The organism is Streptomyces sp. NPDC006602, assembly GCF_042870385.1.
Lineage (GTDB): Bacteria > Actinomycetota > Actinomycetes > Streptomycetales > Streptomycetaceae > Streptomyces.
Genome location: NZ_JBIAHG010000038.1, coordinates 48905 through 66970, shown reverse-complemented (window position 1 = coordinate 66970; position 18066 = coordinate 48905). Strand labels below are relative to the sequence as shown.

The 18066-nt window shown below is 69.0% G+C and carries 13 protein-coding genes and 1 pseudogene; 6 read left to right on the top strand and 8 right to left on the bottom strand.

The genetic code is table 11. The annotated features are described in order from the left end of the window. Positions 1-69 precede the first annotated feature (69 nt). From ACFYO2_RS42885 to ACFYO2_RS42870, 4 genes are all read right to left on the bottom strand, one after another. A complete protein-coding gene (locus ACFYO2_RS42885; RefSeq protein ID WP_388361075.1) occupies positions 70-804 on the bottom strand; it encodes a hypothetical protein in 735 nt (244 codons plus the stop codon). Between the two features lie 166 nt (positions 805-970). Continuing rightward, a complete protein-coding gene (locus ACFYO2_RS42880) occupies positions 971-2176 on the bottom strand; it encodes a cytochrome P450 (RefSeq protein ID WP_388361073.1) in 1206 nt (401 codons plus the stop codon). A 441-nt stretch (positions 2177-2617) separates the two neighbouring features. Next, positions 2618-4972, bottom strand: coding sequence for a PQQ-binding-like beta-propeller repeat protein (locus ACFYO2_RS42875; protein ID WP_388361071.1), 2355 nt, complete (start codon positions 4970-4972; stop codon positions 2618-2620). A 78-nt stretch (positions 4973-5050) separates the two neighbouring features. Next, a complete protein-coding gene (locus ACFYO2_RS42870) occupies positions 5051-5482 on the bottom strand; it encodes a DUF4232 domain-containing protein (RefSeq protein ID WP_388361069.1) in 432 nt (143 codons plus the stop codon). Positions 5483-6039: 557 nt separating this feature from the next. Between ACFYO2_RS42870 and ACFYO2_RS42865 the strand changes: the two are divergent. The 3 genes and pseudogenes from ACFYO2_RS42865 to ACFYO2_RS42855 form a co-directional block, all read left to right on the top strand. Next, positions 6040-7149: pseudogene (locus tag ACFYO2_RS42865) on the top strand (L-arabinose isomerase); the annotation flags it as partial. A 1254-nt stretch (positions 7150-8403) separates the two neighbouring features. Then, entirely contained in the window at positions 8404-10290 is a 1887-nt protein-coding gene (locus ACFYO2_RS42860) for a DNA/RNA helicase domain-containing protein (protein ID WP_388361066.1), read from the top strand. 205 nt (positions 10291-10495) lie between these two features. Further along, on the top strand, positions 10496-12607 hold the full coding sequence (locus ACFYO2_RS42855) for a DUF2075 domain-containing protein (RefSeq protein ID WP_388361082.1): 2112 nt from the start codon (positions 10496-10498) through the stop codon (positions 12605-12607). 50 nt (positions 12608-12657) lie between these two features. Here the strand turns inward: ACFYO2_RS42855 and ACFYO2_RS42850 are convergent, their stop codons facing one another. From ACFYO2_RS42850 to ACFYO2_RS42840, 3 genes are all read right to left on the bottom strand, one after another. After that, complete coding sequence (locus ACFYO2_RS42850) at positions 12658-12786, bottom strand: DUF6408 family protein (RefSeq protein WP_388361064.1); 129 nt, start codon at positions 12784-12786, stop codon at positions 12658-12660. 301 nt (positions 12787-13087) lie between these two features. After that, a complete protein-coding gene (locus ACFYO2_RS42845) occupies positions 13088-13375 on the bottom strand; it encodes a DUF5710 domain-containing protein (RefSeq protein ID WP_388361061.1) in 288 nt (95 codons plus the stop codon). Continuing rightward, positions 13359-13844, bottom strand: a complete 486-nt coding sequence (locus ACFYO2_RS42840; protein ID WP_388361058.1) for a phospholipase D-like domain-containing protein — start codon at positions 13842-13844, stop codon at positions 13359-13361. The genes ACFYO2_RS42845 and ACFYO2_RS42840 overlap by 17 nt, the downstream gene beginning before the upstream one ends. A 39-nt stretch (positions 13845-13883) precedes the next feature. Between ACFYO2_RS42840 and ACFYO2_RS42835 the strand changes: the two genes are divergently transcribed. The 3 genes from ACFYO2_RS42835 (at position 13884) to ACFYO2_RS42825 (ending at position 16072) form a co-directional block, all read left to right on the top strand. Then, the gene (locus ACFYO2_RS42835; RefSeq protein ID WP_388361055.1) at positions 13884-14993 is read left to right on the top strand and encodes an Hsp70 family protein; all 1110 of its coding nucleotides are present in this window, start codon (positions 13884-13886) and stop codon (positions 14991-14993) included. 269 nt (positions 14994-15262) lie between these two features. After that, positions 15263-15682: an aspartate 1-decarboxylase gene (gene panD, locus ACFYO2_RS42830; protein ID WP_388361052.1), complete on the top strand. Its 420-nt coding sequence runs from the start codon at positions 15263-15265 to the stop codon at positions 15680-15682. Between the two features lie 39 nt (positions 15683-15721). Next, entirely contained in the window at positions 15722-16072 is a 351-nt protein-coding gene (locus tag ACFYO2_RS42825; protein WP_388361050.1) for a GNAT family N-acetyltransferase, read from the top strand. Positions 16073-16617: 545 nt separating this feature from the next. Here ACFYO2_RS42825 and gndA read toward each other — a convergent pair. Then, the gene (gndA, locus tag ACFYO2_RS42820; RefSeq protein ID WP_388361047.1) at positions 16618-18057 is read right to left on the bottom strand and encodes an NADP-dependent phosphogluconate dehydrogenase; all 1440 of its coding nucleotides are present in this window, start codon (positions 18055-18057) and stop codon (positions 16618-16620) included. Positions 18058-18066: the final 9 nt, after the last annotated feature.

Here is an 18066-nt window from a genome sequence, read left to right as displayed (position 1 = left end):
CGAGTTCACGGAACCCGCCCGTGACCGCCGATCGGCCTCTACACTCCCACCGCTCGACGTTTCCCCAGGTCAGACATCAAAGTACTGCTGGAGTACTAGGGCGCCGATGCCCGTGTAGACGGTCCTGCCCCATTGGACCGTGCTGGTGACCGACAGGCCGTAGGGCATCAGGCGTTCACTCAGCCGCACCATGCGCGCTTGCAGCGCACGCCGGCTCACCGGGGCCCGGGCCGTGCCCAGCAGCAGGCACAGGTCATGACAGCACCACGGGCGAACGGACGACAGCAGAACGTCCTGGAGTACCTGTTGGGACAACTGCCGTGGGCGCGCCACCTGGCGCGGGAGAACGGGTGCCCTGCGGCCCCGGCGCGGAGCGGACGCCGCGAGCCACCGGCGCTCTGCCGTCAGCCGGCCGGCCAGTTCACGTGGCGGCGTGTGACGGGGGAGCACATTGGCCGCTCCCGCCCGCAGCAGTTCGGTGGAGTCGATGTGGCCGGGAGTCAGCACGACCACGGACGAGAAGGCGCTGAGGACATGTACGCGCTGGGCGAGATCGTCTGTCACCGCTCCTTCCGGAACGTCCAGCAGGCTCAAGGCGTCCTGCTCCCGCAGGAGCGCCCGGTAAGCCGGTCCGGAGCCCCAGGGATGGCAGAACGGCGGCAGAACCTGCTGGCTGCGCATGGCGCGCAGCAGCTTGGACGTCTCGTCCCGCCCGAGCGAGAGGACCGCGTCCACCGGATAAGTGGACCGATCCGCAGTGGACTTGACGGCGGTGGACGGGGGAGTGCGTTCTGCTGTCGGCATGGGGAGACCAGGTACGGACGTGGGACGGAGACACCCGGCCATCATCGGCGGCCCGGTCTGTCAGTGACAGTCATGCTTATGGTCAATGAGTGTTCATTCGTGCTCATTCGTGCTCATCGGATTGAGCCGGGGCCCCCGCGAAGCCACCACGGAACGGTCTGCTGAGTCACCAGCGCACGGGCAGCGTCCGTACGCCCCTGATCAGCATGCCGGGTATCCAGGGCAACTCGGTTTCATCGGCGTCCGGCCTCAGGCCGGGGCAGCGCTCCAGCAGCGTACGGATGGCGATTCGGCCCTCAAGCCGCGCCAGCGGCGCGCCCAGGCAGTGGTGGAGACCGTGGCCGAAGGCGATGTGGCCGCGGGTGTCACGGCGGATGTCGAACCGGCTCGGGTCCTTGAAGCGCTGCGGGTCACGGTCGGCGTCGGCCATGGCGATCAGGACGGTGGAGCCGGCCGGGATGGTCACGCCGCCCATCTCCACGTCCGCCAGGGCGAGACGATCGGTGCAGGTCTCGACCGGCCCGTCGTAGCGGAGCATCTCCTCGACCGCGCTGTCGAGGAGACCGAAGTCGGCGCGCAAGGACGTGAGTTGGTCAGGATGCGCGAACAAGGCGCGCATACCGTTGCCGATCAGGTTGGCCGTGGTCTCGTGCCCTGCGACGAGCAGCAGAACGGACATGCCGATCAGTTCGTCGGGCGAGAGCCGGTCACCGCCCCCGTCGACGGCATGGATCATCGCGCTGAGCAGATCCTCACCGGGATTCGCCCGCTTGGCCGCGATCAGCTCGACGATGTACGCCGTCATCTCCTGGAAGGCGAGCGCCTCCGCCTCCAAACTGGTACGCGCGACCATCTCGTTGGACCAGCCGCCGAAGGCGTCCCGGTCCACATCGGGAACACCCAGCAGTTCGCAGATGACGGTCATGGGCAGCGGGAAGGCGAAGGAAGAGATCAGGTCGGCCCGCCGCTCGTCGCCCGCCAGCATCGCGTCCAGCAGTTCGTCGGTGATCTCCTGGACACGAGGGGCCAGTGCGTCGATACGGCGCGGGGTGAACTCACGGGCCACCAGCCGCCGCAGCCGGGTGTGATCCGGCGGGTCCGCGTACAGCATGTGGGCGAGGGCCGGCTGGTCCTGCTCGGTGTTGACGATCTGGCTGATGTCCCCGGACTTCCGCCAGTCCCGGCTGAGCCGCGGGTCGGTGAAAGCGGCACGGCAGGCGTCATGACCGACGACGAGCCACAGCTCCTTGCCGTCCGGAGCACGTACGTGGTGCACAGGCGCCTCGGCCCGCAGCCGGGCGTAGACGGGATAGGGATCGCGTACGAACTCCGGGCTCAGTTCCAATAGATTCACGATCGGCCGGGCCGTCATGCTGTTCCCCTTTCCCCCTTGCGGGGCGATCTGCTTACGGGCCGGTCATGTGGTGAGCCGACGGTGGGTGCGGACGGATTTCCCCCTTGTCGACCGCGGCCACACCGGGCTGGTCACCTCACCGGCTCATGCAGTTTCAGGGCCGCTGCCTGGCTGCAGCCAGATCATCCGCTGCTCATGATGTGCTCGACCGGACGCCGCTGACTGTCCGGCCCGACGCTGCTCATGATGTGCTCGACCGACGCCACCGACTGTCCGGCCCGATCCGCCGTACCAGGACACTGGGGAGGTTTGAGGCCACGGTGCGTCGCGGCACGCAACGGCGATCTTGACGGGCCGGTTTCCGTCCGGACCGGAACTGCTTGCGGACGGGGGACACCCCAGGAGGAACCGTTGTCCGCACGTCAGCACTTCATGGCATGGCGCTTCACCCCGTGGCCGTCAGTTGCCGGCCTGCGCTTCGGGGCCGTTCGGACCGACGGAGAAGAGCGTGTTGCCTGCCATCGCCACGATCTCGTCCTTGACGAGGGCCACACTCGGCGCCCAGTCCTGGGACGCGTCCCCCAAGATGTCGACGGCGGAGGTGCGCCAGAGTTCCCTGCCGGTGCGCAGGTCCAGGGCTACCACGCGGCCGATGCTGTTGGAGAAGTAGATCCGCCCGTACGCCGCCGACAGGACCGGCTGCGACAGGCCCTCCATGCCGGTGGACCGCTGCCACACCTGCTTGCCGTCGGTGGCGGACACCGCGGTGACCGTTCCGTTGGTCTGGGCGAAGACGACGACATCGTCGCCGAGCAGGGCCGGCGCGCCGCGCAGGGTGCGGGGCAGCGGCACGGGACGGACGGCGCCGGTACGCGGGTCGACCCTGAGGAGCGTGGTGTACTGGCGCTCGCTGTCGATCTCCCCGTCCTGGTTCGCCGCCGCCGCGGGCTGCGCGTAGACAGGTTCACCCCCGGAGTGCCCGAGGCCCTTCGACCCGATCGGCAGGGCCGCGAGTTTGCGTGCCGTGCCGTTGGCCGGGTCGAGGCGCAGCAGGGTGACCGGGACGTGGCCGGGCTCACCGGCGATCGTGCACTCGCCGTACGGAACACCGGCCAGGGACAGCGGCTGGCAGAACGCGGCCTTCCGTGACTGCCACAGCTTCTTCCCCGACGTGTCGTAAGCGATGAATCCCTGGCTGTCGCCCGTGGAGGTCAGCAGCCCGTCGCTGAACACGACCGAGTCGTCGTTAGGGGTGTCTCGCGCCCATTGCCGCTTTCCGGTGGCGGTGTCCAGAGCCGCCGTCCGGAACTCACCCTGGATCTGCTCGGCGACGTACACGACTCCGTCGCCCACGCCGTACGGCGTCGCGTTCTGCACGGAGTCGCCGGACCGCCAGATGACGCGGCCGGTGGCGGCGTCGACCTTGGCGACGGTGAAGCCGTCGCCGCCGCAGTAGAGGACGGTGCGCTCGGCGACGCATCCCGGAGGGCCGGAATCCATCGCGGTGTCGGACACCGCGCCGAGGCGGAGCGTCGTCTGCCAGGGCCGCCAGCCGGCGGGCAGTGAAGCGGTGCGCGCGGCGGTTGGTTCGTCACCGCCGAAGGCGTTGACCGCCGCGAGACTCAAACCGGTGAGGGTGACCGCTGTACCGACGGCCGTGAGCAGACGCGTGAGCCGTCGGTCACGACGCTTTCTGCGCAGGCGGCGGTCGGTGACGGGGACGGTGGAGGCCCCGGGGATCGACCTGTCGCCGGTGACAACCGCCTTGCCGGAGTCGTCGGTGCGGCTGTGTTCGCGATGACCGGTGGTGGGCTCGGAGTTGCCGGGGACGCCTGCGCCGTCAGAGCTGCCAGGGGATGCGGTACGAGGGGCGTCGTCGGCGTGGCCGGTCTCGACGGTCGCGCGCGGTCCGGTGGTGTCGCGGGCACCATCGGCAGAGCCCGCGTCGCCGCTCCTCGCGGATCCGGCTCCGTGGCGGTGAGCCCCGATGCCGGCGGGGGCGGGCTCGGTCTCCGGCAGCGCGCGGAACCAGTCGTGCAGTTCCGTCACTCCCGGGCGCGCCGCCGGGTCCTTGTCCAGACAGCGTGCGGCGATATCGCGCAGTGGCCACGGAACCTCGTCCAGGGCCGGCGGCTCGTACATCACCTGATAGCCGGCCATGTACGGCGTGTCCGCGTCGAACGGTCCGTTCCCGGTGGCCGCATAGGCCAGCAACGAGCCCAGCGAGAAGACGTCCGAGGCGGAGGTGACGTCGCGCGGCGCGCGCAGCTGCTCCGGCGACATGAACGGCGGCGTACCGATCACATTGCCCGTGACGGTCAGCTGCTGGTTGTCGGCGGCGCGCGAGATGCCGAAGTCGATGACACGGGGGCCGTCTTCGGCCATCAGCACGTTGCTCGGCTTCAGGTCGCGGTGCACCACCCCGGCCCGGTGGATCTCGCGCAGTGCCTCGGTGAGGCCCAGTGCCAGGCTCCGCAGCTCCGGCCCGCTCAACGGGCCGTCACGGTCCACCGCGGCCGCCAGGCTGCGGCCCGGTACGTACAGCGTGGCCATCCATGGCTGCTCGGCGTCCGGGTCGGCGTCCACGACGGGTGCCGTGAACGCTCCGCTGACCCGGCGGACCGCCGCGATCTCCTGCCGGAAACGGACGCGGAACTCCTCGTCCTCGCAGAGCTGGGGGTGCACCAGCTTCACGGCGACCCTGCGGCCGGCGGCCGAGCGGCCCAGGAACACGGTGCCCATGCCGCCGGAGCCGATCCTGTCGAGCAGGGCGTAGCCCCCTACGGACTCAGGATCACCAGCTCGCAACGGCATGGACGGTCGCACCTTCTTCTCACGTGGATCGGCGGCTCAGCTTAGGCCAAGGCCGTTGCCGGGGGAGCCAGTTGCAGGTCACCAGGCGAGCGCGTCGTTCGGGTCGTCCTGCCAGTAGGTGACCTGTGCGTTGTCTTCTTCGACGTACAGGGAACCGCCGGGAACGGGTACGTCCACCCCGTCCTCGGTGGTCAGATCTGCCTCGTCGGGGCCATGCAGGGCCACACCGATCGAGGAGGTCGTGACCTTGGTCTCGCTGTTGCGGTCGAGGGTCGCGGTGATCAGGCCGGCGTAAGCGGTGGCGCCTCGGTCGAGGGTGACGACGGCCTGCGGCTTGCTCTCCCCGATCCTGGCTGTCTCGGCCTGAGCGTTCTCGCTCAGCGCCAGAGACGGGTAGCCGTAGATGCGGCAGGCCTTCGAGCCGGTGTTGGTCGCCGTGATGAGGACGTGGTTGATGGGGCTCTTCACCTCTTTGACGGCGAACTTCACTGAAGCGGTGGTGCAGTCCACGGGCTTGACGCTACCGGAGCCAGTGCCGGCGGACGAGGTCTTGGTTGCCCCCGCTCCGGTGCCGCCACCGTCTCCGGATCCTTGGGAGCCCGCATCCTCAGTGGCGTCGGCCGATGCCGATGCCGATGCCGACGCCGCGGTGGCGGAGGGCGTAACGGTCGTGTCGGTGGACTTCGTGGTTGCCGATTCGACGGACTCCGACTCGGCGTCGCCTCCTCCGCAGGCGGTGAGGGCCAAGGCCAGGACCGCGGAACTGGCTGCTGCCATGGCAAGTCGGTGCGTGCGCACGCTGGTTACCTCTTCCTGAAGGGATCTCCCGTTCAACTGCGAGAAGCCTCGGGGAGGAGATTCGCAACCGCAGGACAGGACGTTCTTGATCGGGACGCGAAGCCGTACGGTTCGCGCCGATGGGCGGCCGCCCAGGGCAGGCCACCGGACCATAGTGGAACCTGGGACTGCTCGCCGTGTGCTCGATTGCTGTTCACTTACTGCTCATTGCGAGCCGTGGGCGATGCCGGGCAGCAGGCTTCCCTGGGGGATCAGGGCCACCGGTACGACATTCCACCGACCCCAGGGTCGTCCGGCGCATCGCGTCATGGGCGCGGGCCGCCGCCGGCCAGGCATCGCGCACGGCTCGCCCGCTTCGGCGACAACATGCGCGACGTCGCCGTGACCGAGGGAGACAAGGTCGAAGCCCAGATACGGTTCGGCTTCTCCGTCAACACCTACGCCGTCAACGACATGGTCGCCGTCGTGGACCAGATCGAGGACAAGGCGCCACCGAACTCGCCGCCGAATACGTCGAGTTGTACGACGTCGTCCCGGTCCCGCGCCCCGGCGGCATCCGCCACGACTCCCTCCTCTACGCCGCCCGCCAGGAACTCGGCCTGCGCGCCTTCCTCACCGAAGGCGGCTTCACCGCGTTCACCACCAACTTCGAGGACCTCGGCGGCCTGCGCCAGCTGCCCGGCATCGCCGTGCAGCGCTTGATGGCCGACGGATACGGCTTCGGCGGCGAAGGCGACTGGAAGACCTCCGCCCTGCTGCGCACCATGAAGGTCATGGGCGCCGGACAACCCGGCGGCACCAGCTTCATGGAGGACTACACCTACCACCTCGGCCCCGGCACCCCACGCATCCTCGGTGCTCACATGCTGGAGGTCTGCCCCTCGGTCGCGGCCGCCCGCCCCCGCTGCGAGATCCACCCCCTCTCCATCGGCGGCCGTGAAGACCCGGTCCGTCTGGTCTTCGACGCCGCTCCTGGTCCCGCCCTGGTCGTCGGCCTCTCCGACCTCGGCGACCGTTTCCGGCTCACCGCCAACGCCGTCGACGTCATCACCCCCAGCGAACCACTGCGCCGCCTGCCGGTGGTCAAGGCCGTGTGGAAGCCGCGCCCGTCCCGGGCGGAGTCGGCCGAGAGCTGGCTGCTCTCCGGCGCTCCGCACCACACCGTGCTCAGCTCGGCCGCTATGCCAAGCGGGCCGCCGAGTACCTGGGGGCGGAGGTCCATGCAGAGACCCGCCGCTGGGCGCTCGCGGAACTCGACCGTCGGCTGGATGATGTGCAGGGTGAGGTGGCGGAGCGCTGGCTCGGCGTGCGCGGCCGCACCGAACGCCGTGACCAGATCGGCGACCTCTTACGCCGACCACCTTCGGCACTTGGGCTGACGGATGCGTGGCCCCGTACGGCCGAGGTCGAGCGCGCGGCCGAATCCTTCGGCGGACAGGCGGCCACGGCCGCCCGTGTGACCCAGCAGGCGCGGGCCTGCGCGGTCGCCACCCGGCTTGAGACCGAGGCGCCGGCGAGTCCAGGACCTCCCTGTGGGGGACCCGGCCGCACCCGAGACGGATACGCCTGGCCCTGGTCGGTCTCGGGCAGGGGACGCAGTGGCTGCGGCGACGAGTGTGCGAAACCTGGCCGCGGTCGACGGCCGCCGCGCGGGCCGAACCGACTACGAGCGTGCCGAGTGGGCCCGTCGGGAGGCGGCCTGCGACCGTGCGGCGCGATCAAATTCGAACACTGTTTGCACAGCGGCGTGAGACATTGGCCCTGCTCCTGGTCAGACCGATCACCGGCCTCACCGCCACGATCCGCCGGCGGACCTGGATGCCCGCCTGCGAGCCCGCGCGGTTGGGCGGGGACCGGCCCGACACTGAGCATACGGCGGGGCTGCCACTGACGGCCCCGCCGAGGGTCCCTGACACGGCGGCGGCCGAACGAGCCCTTGTGCGGTCGAGAGGTGGAAGCCACATCACTGTCCGCTCATGGGCTGCCCGACACCTGGGGGGAGCACGCCGAGGCGGCGCACTCGCCCGCCAGGACCAGCTCACCGCGAGCACCGTCGTCACCCAGGTGATCCGCGCCTTGGCGAGGCTTTTCCCCGCCGTCGATTCGTGCCGCCGACCCGCCGAGCCCTGTCGCCCATGGCCTCGGTCTGCTGGCGGCACCTGGCGCGAGGCGGCCTCGCAGGGGTGGGCCGACCATCACATGGAAACCCACCCTGCTCCTGCCCGAACTGCGCGGCCTGCATCTGGACATACCACCTCGCACCCGGGTCCACGTTTGCGAGAACCCCCGTGTGACCGGGGCTGCCGTCGGTTCCGGCGAGCAGCACGGCGCCCCTGAGCTGCGCCTCGGGTGGCGTGTCGACGGTCGGCCTAACCGTTCTGTACACGGTTCGACGGCCGACCTGCAGGTCCCGTCTATGACGGCGACTTCGACTGGTCTGGCATCGCACTGGCCACAAGCCGATGGTGTAGCGGTACGACGCCAAATGCGCCCCCCAACAAGGCTGTCAGTGCTGCCAGGTACCCTCGACTCATCGTCAACGCGGCCCGACGGGCTTCCGCTCCACCCCGGTGGAGTTCTAAAGGACATGCCCCCACCCGCACGAGTCTCTTCGTGCTGCCCGGGGGAAGTCCTTGCTGTTCCGCGCGTCCGCGAAAACGGTCGCCGTCATGGCGCTCGACGGTTCGCTGTTCCTGCACCTCACCGACAATTTTGTCCACATGCACGGCTACCGGCCCGGCACCTCGGAGGTGCGCTCCTGGGAGCGCAGTATCCCCGTCCTCGCCACCGCGCTCAACGACGCGGGCCTGCGCGACGTGGAGATCATGCTGGAGTACGCGCTCCCGCTGAACAGCAAACGCGCCGACGTCGTCCTCGCCGGAGTCCACCCGGCCACGGGGGAGCCGTCGTACGTCGTGGTGGAACTCAAGCAGTGGAGCCAGGCCCTTCCCCACGAGGACGACCCCACCCTCTGCCACGTCGACGCCTACGCACACCCGGTCCTCAACCCGATCGAGCAGGTGCGCCGCTACTGCGAGTACCTCGTCAACTTCAACGGGGCGGTGGCCGAACACGGCCACCGGGTCAACGGGGTGGCGTTCCTGCACAACGCCACCGAGTTCGGTGTGACCGGGCTGAGGGAGATCGAGCGCGGCGGCCACGGCCTGCTCTTCACCGGGGAGCGCCGAGGCGCCTTCCTCGATCACCTCCGTACGAGGCTGAGCGACAAGCACCCGGGGTCAGGGGCGGCGGACGAACTGTGCGCAGGCGTCGCCGTGCCGTCGAAGCAACTGATGTCCGTGGCCGCCGAAGAAGTGCGGGAGCGCACGCAGTTCGTGCTCCTCGACGAGCAGCAGGTCGCGTACCGCATGGTGCTCAACGCGGTGCAGAAGGCGAAGAACGCCGACCGCAAGGAAGTCGTCATCGTCACGGGAGGCCCCGGCACCGGAAAGAGCGTGATCGCCCTCCAACTGCTCGGAGAGCTGTACCGACGCGGCGTACCGGCGCTGCACGCCACCGGTTCCCAGTCCTTCACCAAGACGATGCGGAAGATCGCCGGGGCCCGTAAGCGTGAAGTCCAGGACCTGTTCAAGTACTTCAACAGCTTCATGACCGCCGAGAAGAACAGCCTGGGCGCCCTGATCTGCGACGAGGCCCATCGCATCCGGGAAACCTCTGCCAACCGCTACACCCGCGCCGAGCACCGGACCGGCAGGGCCCAGATAGACGAACTCCTTGATGTCGCCTACGTGCCCGTCTTTTTCCTCGACGAGCACCAGGTCGTGCGCCCCGGCGAGATGGGCACAGTCGCCGACATCAAGGAAGCGGCGGCGAAGCGGGACATCCCATGCCACGTCGTACCCCTGGACAGCCAGTTCCGCTGCGGCGGCAGTGACGCCTACCTGCGCTGGGTCGTCCGACTCCTCGGACTGGAGCCCGGCGGACCGGTCACCTGGGAGCCCGACGGCCGCATGCAACTCCTGGTTGCCGACAGCCCTCAGGAGATGGAGGCGTTCCTGGAGGCCCGGCGAGCCCAGGGCTACGGCGCCCGCATGTCCGCCGGCTACTGCTGGCGCTGGTCCCCGGAGCCCAGGCCCGGCGAGCCGCTGCCGCCCGACGTCGTCATCGGCGACTGGGCCCGTCCCTGGAACCTGCGCGGCGACCGCTCCGTCTCCGGCGCGCCTCCGGCCGCCCTGTGGGCCACCGACCCGGCCGGTTTCGGCCAGGTCGGCTGCGTCTACACCGCCCAGGGCTTCGAGTACGACTGGTCCGGCGTCATCATCGGCCCCGACCTGCTCTGGCGCGGTGACCGCTGGATCACCGACCGCACGGCGTCCAAGGACCCGGTGTTCAAGCGGTCCACCTCCGACGCAGACGTGGACCGCCTGATCCGCAACACCTACAAGGTGCTGCTGACCCGGGGCATGGTCGGCACGGTCGTGTACTCGACCGACTCGCAGACGCGGGCGAAGCTGAGGGAACTCGTGGGTGGTTCAGCGCGGGAATCGGCTCAGGTATGACAGCGGATCGCGCGGCAGGACGATGCGCTTTCCGTGAGTCGGCCAGGCCATTGCACTGAACTGGCCGAAAGGCGTTCGTCGTTTCCGGGGCGAGTCGGTGCCTGTCTAAGATCACTGACACCGGTCGCGGCCCGACGGGCTTCCTGCGTGGACACGCCCCCACCCGCACGAGTTACTCGTGCCCTGGGGGAACCTCCTCGTGTCCATGCTCCTGCTGCGATTGTCGGCACGGGACTTGCTGGCCCTGCACGCACGGCGCCGCCTGGTGCCGCACCTGGCCGCCCGCTGGGTGCACTTCGGACGAGGCGAGTCCTCCGACGGTGAGCGCTCCGCGTGGGCTAGGAGCCTAGTCTCCCTCGCTGAGGACCTGGTGGCCGCCGAGCGGGGCAACGTCGAGATGATCGTCGAATGCTCGCCGACCGTGGACGAATCCGAAGGTCCGGGCGCAGGCGGGCAGATCGATGTGGTTCTCGTGGGCACGCACCCCGCGGAGGGCACGCTTTCCGTGCAGCTCGTCGAGTTGAAGCAGTGGTCGGCGGTGACGAGGGTGGAGGCTGCGACAGCTGATCTCGTATACGTCGACGGGATCGACGATCCCGTCAAACACCCTGCCCTTCAACTCAGTGAATACCACGCACTGTTCACTGGCCCCACAGGCCCGCTGAACGGGCTGCAGTTCGAGTGTGGCGGGTTCGCGTATCTGCACAACGCCACGGATGAATCCGTCCGGCCACTGCTCAGTGTCGACGCGCCTACAGGTCCCTACGCGCACACGTACACGGGTGACACCCGGGACAGACTTCTCGACGACCTTCGGCGCCACTTCACCGCCGAGGACGACTACTCGGCGGCCGAGTACATACTCCACCGGATGAACCTCCGGAACACGCCGCTTCTCGACGCCATGGTCAACTCGTGCGGAGAGGACACGGTCTTCACCTTGCGGGGGCGCCAGAGGACGGTGGCCGGCGACGTACTCGAGGCTTCGGAGCTCATTCTGGACAGTCCGGACCGTGAGGCGATCGTGCCCCGTCCGCAACATGCCGTCTTCCTGATCAGCGGAGGGCCCGGCACCGGGAAAAGCGCCATCGGGCTACAACTACGAGCCGATCTCGAAGCCGCCGGCCGAACGGTGAAGTACGCGAGTGGTTCGCGGGCCTTCAACGCCGCGATCAAGGAAAACGTCGGGTACACCGAGGCCGAGTTCCGGCAGCGTTTCGCGTATTTCAGCAGTTTCGTGAAAGTACCGAGTCCGCCGCTGGACGTGTTGATTTGCGACGAGGCGCACCGGCTACGGGACAGGACCACCAACTACCGCCTCCCCGCGGAGAAGCAGGGCACCAAGGCACAGGTGGACGAGTTGCTCGACGCGTCACGTCTGACCGTCTTCTTCCTGGACGCCGGCCAGACCGTGCGCCCGCAAGAGGTCGGCACTGTGGAACTCATCGAGGACGCCGCGCGACGCCGCGATGCGGTCGTTCGTCGCTACCATCTGACGGAGCAGTACCGATGCGGAGGCAGTGATGCCTACCTCCGCTGGGTCCGAGCGTTTCTCGGCGTTTCTACAAAGAAGCCGCACGCATGGGTCCCGGACGGACTCATGCACATCGAGGTCGTCGATACGCCCGACGAGATGGAGCACATCGTCCGTACCGAGTTCGAGGCAGGCGCGACCGCCCGGATGGTGGCTGGATACTGCTGGCCCTGGAGCAAGCCGGACGAGAACAAGAACCTCGAGCAGGACGTACGCATCGGTGGCTGGCACCGCCCGTGGAACGCGTCCAGTGAGTCCTTCTGCGCCAACGGCGAGCCGCCGTCGAGGATCTGGCCCGTCCACGATGCGGGCATCGGGCAGATCGGCTGTGTCTACACGGCGCAGGGGCTCGAGTGGGACTGGTGCGGGGTGATCATGGGCGATGACATGGTCTGGCGTACCGACCGCTGGGTCTTCCGGCGGGGAAAGCGGCGCAAGGACCCGCAAGCAGGCGTGATGCGGGTGGCGAAACCGGGATCGCTCGACCCGAAGGTGCGGACGAGCACTCTCGACGACGACGAGTTCGCCCGCTGTGTCCGTCACGCCTACCACGTCCTGCTGACAAGGGCGAGCCGGGCAACCGTGCTCTACTCCACCGACAAGGAGACTCGGCGGCACCTCAGGAAACTGGTCGGAGAGACCGACGTGCACGGGCTCCGGCCGACTCAGTCGACCATCCCGCCCGAGCTGAGGATCGCGCGGCACAGTGGGGCCGCGCGGAGCCGAAGGGCCCGACGGGCACAGAGCAAGGCCAAGCTGAAGAACGAAATGATGTTGTTCTGACTCCTGCGCGAGGTGGAGTGGCGGGCCCCGGTGCCCGCCACTCGCCTGCCTCAGAAGAGCAGGTGCGCTGCCGACATCATGGCGGTCACCAACAAGTTGGCGACGACATTGATGGCGACGCTCGCCAGGACCTTACGGAACCGGGCGAAACGTGCGGGCTGGTACTCGACAGGGTCCATAGGTGACCACTCCTTGGCGGTGAGCAGGAATGGTGGGGGGACGGCCCACCGGGCATCCGCTCACACACCGCGCGCATTCGCACGGCGATTCACCACCACTGCTCACATGCCGCCGAGCGGCGCATGAACTCCGCACTCGTACCCCTCCGGGAGGATGCGCAGCACAAATCACCTTACTGCAAACACAGTTGTGGAGTTGCATGAGTGAGGAACCGTGTCCGTGGGTGTCGGTAGCACGCCTGTCGTCGACGGACAACGGGCGCGCTCGATCCCAGCCGTGCGTGCGGCACTCCGGCGGACGTCAGGACGCCGGCGGCAGCCAGCGTGCGGCCTGCTCGCGGCTGATCTTGGCGCCGTCCACGTACCACTTCCGGCGGCCGGGATCCCACCTCGCGCCGAGCCGCTTCTTCGCTTCGTCCTTGTCCGCGTAAGGGACTTCGGAATAGAGGCGCTCCTCGTCGGTGCGGCCCGCTCCGCCGGTCGTCCCCGCGCCCGTCGTTCGCGGGTTCCACGCCGCCCTCTCCTTGCGGGCACGCTCGATGACCCGCCCCACCCGCTCGCACGCCACCGGGTCAGTGAGTCGCATCATCAGGTCGGTGGGGCCCCTTGTTGGCCAGGAGGTTGAGAGAGCCGTGCCACAGCACATTCCCGTCAAGGATCAGCACCTTCTCGTGCATCCGCTCCCTGAACTCGACCTGGCAGCCCACTGAACGCAGTTCGTCGACCAGTCCTTGGACACGTTCCGCCGCCGCCTCGGTCGTCTGCTCCTGCGGATCGCGGGTCCTGACCGTCACCTGAACCCCGTCCACCACCCGCTTCGCGAGGTGCGCCGACCAGGTGCGGACCGGCTGGCGGTCGAGGAACGGTGAGTAGAGCTCAATAGTGCGGGCGGCCCTCGCGATGTCCCACTGGACAGCCGCAGGGACCTCGTCGGCGGGGAAGAACGCGGGCCGGGCCAGTTCCTCGTCGGACAGGGCAGACAACTGGGCGGCGTCACGGACCGGGATGAGCTGGTCCACGGACACGCACTGCGCGTTCGCCTCGAGGTGATCGAGCATGCGCAGCGCCTCGCTGCCGACGGCCAGGTGCTCCCGTAGATGCTCGACGTCCGCGAGGAGAACGAGACCCCGCTACACAAGCTGGAGACCGTCTACCGGGAGAAGATCGGCCCGACCGCGGACCGCCTCACGAAGGCCGAGCGACGCCGGTGGCGCCGGTCGGTCGAACTGACGAAGATCGCCCTGTCCTCCGTGCCCATGGATGGCGCGCTCTTCTTCGACCTCCCGGTCGGGCTCGCCCCCTCGATCTCGAAGCGGGAGGTCAGGATCACCGCGGCCGAGTACACGGAGGCGATCACCCCGCTCATCACCCGTGCCCTGGACCCGGTCCAGCAGGCGTTGGAAGACCTGGCCATCACCCCGGACGCCATCGACTCGGTTCTGATGATCGGCGGAACCTCGCAGATCCCCCAGGTGCGTTACGCCCTTGGCGAGCTGCTCGGCCACGACCGCATCGCCGACAGCGGCCTGTGCCGGCCCATGACCGCCGTTGCCCGGGGTGCGGCCATCTACGCGGCCTCCCTCGACGGGGAACTCGGAGACGACAGCGACTTCTCTCTGGTGACCAGCTACGACCTGGGCACGGCTGTGATTGCGGGTGAGCAGAGGGGGTTTCAGGCGATCATTCATCGCAACGCCACGCTACCCGCGGAGGGCACGAAGACCTTCCACCCCAGCAAGCCGGGAGCTTCCTATGTGCGCGTCCCGGTGATCGAAGGCGAGGTTGGCCACTCGGCCGACAGCGACAGAGCCTTTCCTCTGGCCAACATCGAGGTGCCGCTCCCGAATCGGGAGCAGGACGTCCAACGGAACAAGATCGAGGTCAAGTTCCGCTACAACGAGAGCGGCATTCTGCACTTCACCGCCACCCACGTGGCCACCGGCGTAGTGCTCGCTGAGCGCGAGATTGACTCCTTTGGCCCCGACGGCACCCCGCTGCAGCACGGTCTCGAGGACGAACTGACCCGTCTCCTAGCCCATACCATCCGGCCCTTTGCCGACGGTTCCTCCAATGTCCGACACCTCTCGGCAGCCGAGACCGCCAACGCCCGACCCGCACCGATCGACATGTCCGTGCGCGTGGTGGAGACCGACCCCGCGGTAACGGTCAATAGCGAACCACAGGGAGTGGTAAGGAGAGGACTTTAGGGTATTCGTGCCCAACCGTTTCCGTCGCCAATCGTGCGGAATCCCGGCATCGCTCGGGATTCCGCACCCATCACTGAGAGTGATGCTTGACGGGTAGAAGCGCGACTGCGTGGCAAGTAGGCGCTTGCCTTGCGCCCCCTCACAAGGGCCAGTGTGAGTCCTGAAACACCTGGCGACAGCTGACCGAACATGCGAATCGTTGTAGTCTCCGGAGACCGCCCTTGACCTGCGACAAGCAGGCAGGGAGCAGACAAATCGGGAGCCTTTCCATGCTGCGCACCATGTTCAAGTCCAAGATCCACCGCGCCACCGTCACCCAGGCCGACCTGCACTACGTGGGATCCGTGACCATCGACGCCGACCTGCTCGACGCCGCCGACCTGCTGCCCGGCGAGCTCGTGCACATCGTCGACATCACCAACGGCGCCCGGCTGGAGACGTACGTCATCGAGGGCGAGCGCGGCTCGGGTGTCGTCGGGATCAACGGAGCGGCCGCCCACCTCGTCCACCCCGGCGATCTGGTAATTATCATCAGTTACGCTCAGGTGACCGACGCCGAGGCGCGGGCATTCGAACCCCGGGTCGTGCACGTGGACGGCGACAACCGTGTCGTGGCCCTGGGGGCCGACCCGTCCGAGCCGGTGCCTGGCTCGGACCAGGAGCGCAGCCCGCAGGCCGTGGTGGTCTGACCCCCTACTTTCGACGACCTTCGGACCAGGAGCGTGCCCATGAGCGACATCGAGATCCGCGACGACCGGGCGGCGGGCCGCCTGGAGGCGATCGGCGACGGTTCGGGTGAAGTGGTCGGCCACATCGAGTACTTCGTCCTCGAGTCGCCCGAGGGCGCGCTCGTCCCGGTGCACACGATCGTCGAACCGGCCCACGAGGGGAAGGGCATCGCGGGCTCCCTGGCGCGTGAGCTGTACGCCATGGCGAAGCGCGAGGGCATCGTCGTCGCTCCGCTGTGCCCGTACGTCGTCAAGTGGGCCGAACGCCACCCCGAGGAGGCCCCGGCGGCCGACCCGGGTCTGTTGCGGGCGGCGAAGCAGTGGCTGGTGGCGCATCCGGGACGGTTCTGAGCGACGCGGTCCGATCCCTCCCGGTGATTCCGGGTCGTCCCGCACACCGGCAGGCCCACCAGGCCCAGCCACTTCACGCGGCGGGGTGAGTGGTGGCGCCGCCGTCGGGTACGCGGGGGAGTAGTCCAGAGCCGATGTCGACCGACTGGCCGGAGGACGCCATGACCAATCCGTACCCCGACCCCGTCCACCCGGACCCGACACCGGGTCCCGGGCCGGGGCCCACACCCGGCCCGGATCCCCAGCCCCCGCAGCCGGGCCCCGACCCGACTCCACCCGTGCCGGGGCCGCCGGACCCGACGCCGCCCGCGCCAGGTCCGGATCCGATGCCGCCGGCGCCGGGCCCGAACCCGACGCCACCTCCACGGCCGACCCCGGAGCCCTCCCCGTCCCCGATCCCGCCGGGCCCGGAGCCCGTCCCGAACCCGGAGCCGGGGCCACCCTTGTCCTGAGCGGGAAGCCCCGATCCGAGGTGCCGGCAGACGACGGCGGTGGACGGCCTCCCGGCCGCCCACCGCCGATGAAACAGCCTCCGCAACTCCCGCCTACGCGGTGACCTCCGAGCGGTCCCCACCCCACAGCGTGTGGAACGACCCGTCCCGGTCGGTCCGCCGGTAGGTGTGCGCGCCGAAGAAGTCCCGCTGCCCCTGCGTGAGCGCCGCGGGCAACCGCTCCGCGCGCAGGGCGTCGTAGTAGGCGAGGGCCGCCGCGAAGCCCGGCGTCGGGACGCCCTGGCGGGTCGCGGCGACGAGGACCTCGCGCCAGTCGTCCTGGGCCGCCGCGATCTCCTGCGCGAACGTCTCGTCGGACAGCAGGCTCGGCAGGTCCGCCCGGGCGTCGTACGCGGCACGGATCCGGTCCAGGAAGGCCGCGCGGATGATGCAGCCGCCCCGCCAGAGCGCGGAGACGGCGCCGAGGTCGATGTCCCAGCCGTACTCCTCGCTGCCCGCGGCGATCTCGTGGAAGCCCTGTGTGTACGACACGATCTTCGAGGCGTACAGCGCCTGCTCCACGCGGTCGGCGAAGGCACCCGCCTCGGACTCGCTCAGCGGCGACGCCTTCGGCCCGGCGAGCCCCCGCGAGGCATCCCGCAGCGCGGCGTGCCCGGAGAGCGAGCGGGCGAAGACCGCCTCCGCGATGCCGGATACCGGCACGCCGAGGTCGAGGGCGATCTGGACGGTCCAGCGGCCGGTGCCCTTCTGCTCGGCCTCGTCCACCACCACGTCCACGAAGGGCTTGCCGGTCGCCTCGTCCACGTGGGACAGCACCTCGGCCGTGATCTCGATCAGGTAGGAGTCGAGGCGTCCCGTGTTCCAGGTACGGAAGATGTCCGCGATCTGCGCGGGCTCGTACCCGGCGACATCGCGCAGCAGTTGGTACGCCTCGCCGATCAGCTGCATGTCGGCGTACTCGATGCCGTTGTGCACCATCTTCACGAAGTGCCCGGCGCCGTCCGGACCCACGTGCGTCACACATGGCGACCCGTCGGCCGCCTTCGCGGAGATCTTCTCCAGCATCGGACCGAGCGAGTCGTACGACTCCTTCGAGCCGCCCGGCATGATGCTCGGCCCGAGCAGCGCGCCCTCCTCGCCCCCGGAGACGCCGGTGCCGACGAAGTGGATGCCCTGCTCGCGCAGCGCGCGCTCCCGGCGCCGGGTGTCCGCGAAATGCGCGTTGCCACCGTCGATGATCATGTCGCCGGGCTCCAGGAGCGGGGCGAACTCCTCGATCACCGCGTCGGTCGGCTCACCGGCCTTCACCATGACGACCAGCCGCCGCGGCCGCTCCAGCGCCGCCACGAAGTCCTTGGCGGTCTCGGCCGCGATGAAGTCGCCCTCGCTGCCGAACTCCTCGACCAGCGCGTGCGTTCGCGACGCCGTCCGGTTGTGCACAGCGACCGTGTAGCCGTTGCGCGCGAAGTTTCGGGCGAGGTTGCGGCCCATGACCGCGAGTCCCGTGACGCCGATCTGGGCTGAAGTGCTCATTCGGATGGC

Excerpts from the sequence above, each read along its gene's own strand:
- ACFYO2_RS42885 (WP_388361075.1), bottom strand. The coding sequence starts at position 804 with ATGCCGACAGCAGAACGCACTCCCCCGTCCACCGCCGTCAAGTCCACT.
- ACFYO2_RS42880 (WP_388361073.1), bottom strand. The coding sequence starts at position 2,176 with ATGACGGCCCGGCCGATCGTGAATCTATTGGAACTGAGCCCGGAGTTC.
- ACFYO2_RS42875 (WP_388361071.1), bottom strand. The coding sequence starts at position 4,972 with ATGCCGTTGCGAGCTGGTGATCCTGAGTCCGTAGGGGGCTACGCCCTG.
- ACFYO2_RS42855 (WP_388361082.1), top strand. The coding sequence starts at position 10,496 with ATGCTCCTGCTGCGATTGTCGGCACGGGACTTGCTGGCCCTGCACGCA.
- ACFYO2_RS42850 (WP_388361064.1), bottom strand. The coding sequence starts at position 12,786 with ATGGACCCTGTCGAGTACCAGCCCGCACGTTTCGCCCGGTTCCGTAAG.
- ACFYO2_RS42845 (WP_388361061.1), bottom strand. The coding sequence starts at position 13,375 with ATGATGCGACTCACTGACCCGGTGGCGTGCGAGCGGGTGGGGCGGGTC.
- ACFYO2_RS42840 (WP_388361058.1), bottom strand. The coding sequence starts at position 13,844 with ATGCTCGATCACCTCGAGGCGAACGCGCAGTGCGTGTCCGTGGACCAG.
- ACFYO2_RS42835 (WP_388361055.1), top strand. The coding sequence starts at position 13,884 with ATGCTCGACGTCCGCGAGGAGAACGAGACCCCGCTACACAAGCTGGAG.
- panD (WP_388361052.1), top strand. The coding sequence starts at position 15,263 with ATGCTGCGCACCATGTTCAAGTCCAAGATCCACCGCGCCACCGTCACC.
- ACFYO2_RS42825 (WP_388361050.1), top strand. The coding sequence starts at position 15,722 with ATGAGCGACATCGAGATCCGCGACGACCGGGCGGCGGGCCGCCTGGAG.
- gndA (WP_388361047.1), bottom strand. The coding sequence starts at position 18,057 with ATGAGCACTTCAGCCCAGATCGGCGTCACGGGACTCGCGGTCATGGGC.